Origin of the sequence: Paenibacillus periandrae (assembly GCF_022458865.1) — a bacterium.
GTDB lineage: Bacteria > Bacillota > Bacilli > Paenibacillales > NBRC-103111 > Paenibacillus_S > Paenibacillus_S periandrae.
The window spans coordinates 1-1,658 of the sequence record NZ_JAJNMU010000080.1; the positions used below are offsets into that span (position 1 = coordinate 1).

Consider the following 1,658-nt stretch of genomic DNA (forward strand, 5'->3'; position numbering starts at 1 on the left):
AAGGCCACTGAAGAACTTACTGTTTTTTTCTTCGGCGGTAAGATCAAAATGAACGAAGACATCTACCCCGCTTTTTTTGAGGGAGATGTCTTCTTTTTTTGGTCTTTTCGGGGATTTTTCCTTACATTTTCAATCCGCTAATTTTAATATTCGCTTGAGATTCACTGCAAATATAGCCATTGCGCCTTGTAACTGCATGCCAAATAGACCCGAGGATGTGGCGACATCGTACCCGTGTGCATGTTTGAGTTCGCTATTCTTTGCTTCAATTTTGTAGCGTTCCTTTGCCTTTGTTTTGAAATACTCCGTTTCTTGAAATAACATTTGTTCGGAGTGCGCATCAGATGTAAGGGTCACGGAGTAGGTCTTGCTCTTGGCCCCTTCTATATAGCAGCCTTCTTTCAGTGGACATTTCTTGCATATCTCAACGTCAAAATAGTAGGTATCTCTCTGGTTTTTGCCGCGATCCTTCTTTCCCTGACGTGCCTTTCGGAACGCCATATGACCAGCTTTGCATACGTACATCCCCGCATCTTTGTTGAAAAAGAACTCGTCTTCTTTTTTTCTGGTGCCTTGTGTGATGTTGGGATTAAGCCTGGATACAAGTTCAATGTCGTTATTTTTCGAGTACACAATGTTATCCTTCTCGGAATACGCGGTATCGCCGATGACAGTCTTGACCTGCATGCCTGCCGCTTTACTTTTTTCAACTAGCCTCTCCAGTTGCTTGCCATCATTCTTTTCGCCTGTCGTAATGACAGCTGCCGTAATAATTCGTTCTTCGGTCATGGCCAAATGCGTTTTGTAGCCGAAGAAAGCAGAGTCCGCGCTCTTGTGTCCCACACGTGCATCGGGGTCAGTTGCCAGACGAAGTTGCTCGACGTCATCCGTTACGGTCTCTTTCAGCAGGTTAAGCGGCTCTAGAATTTTCGGCACTTGTGCGATACCAGACTCCGTTTCGATGAAGTGAATGAGCTTCTGGCAATACGCGATCTCGTCTTCAAGTACGTTGGTTGTGTTCTTTACTGGCATTTTGACTTTAGCTGATTCATTCATGGTGTAGACAGCTTTTCGCAATTTCCGCGCTTGGTCTTGTAGAATTTCTTGCGGGGATTTCTGGTTGTAGCGTGCTTTCGTATGCGTAGCATCAACGATAATAGAGTTGCTCTTCAGGATATTTTGCTCGACAGCGAGCACAACCGTCTTACCAATAAGCATGTCGAGTAGATTCATGTCCTTTAGCCGCAATTTGCGAAATTTCGTCAGGGAGCTCGGGTTGATTACCGTATCTTCTGGTGCCATACCAAGGAAATATTTAAACGACATATCGTATTTAGAGCGCTCGACAATGTCCACGTCAGATAACTCAAAGATGGCTTTAAGCAGCAAATATTTAAACATACGAATGGGGTCAATGGCATTACGTCCGTTGTCTAAGCAGTATTTTGCTTCTAGTTCTTCGTATATGAAAGTGAAATCCAACCATTCATTGATTTTACGGAGCATATTGTCCTTTGGTACAACGATGTCATAAAGTGCTGCATAAGGACTTAGAATTAAGGTTTGTTGTTGCCGAATCATCCGCTCTCACCCACGCTTTTTTAAGATGACTCAATTATACGGCAAAAAAGGTACAGGCTCTTCAACTTTCTTGAAGA

1 protein-coding gene is annotated in these 1,658 nt (G+C 43.5%); it reads right to left on the reverse strand.

Annotated elements, in window-relative coordinates; genetic code table 11:
• Positions 1-129 precede the first annotated feature (129 nt).
• On the reverse strand, positions 130-1,581 hold the full coding sequence (locus LRL21_RS44570; protein WP_240422180.1) for an IS1182 family transposase: 1,452 nt from the start codon (positions 1,579-1,581) through the stop codon (positions 130-132).
• Positions 1,582-1,658 lie beyond the last annotated feature (77 nt).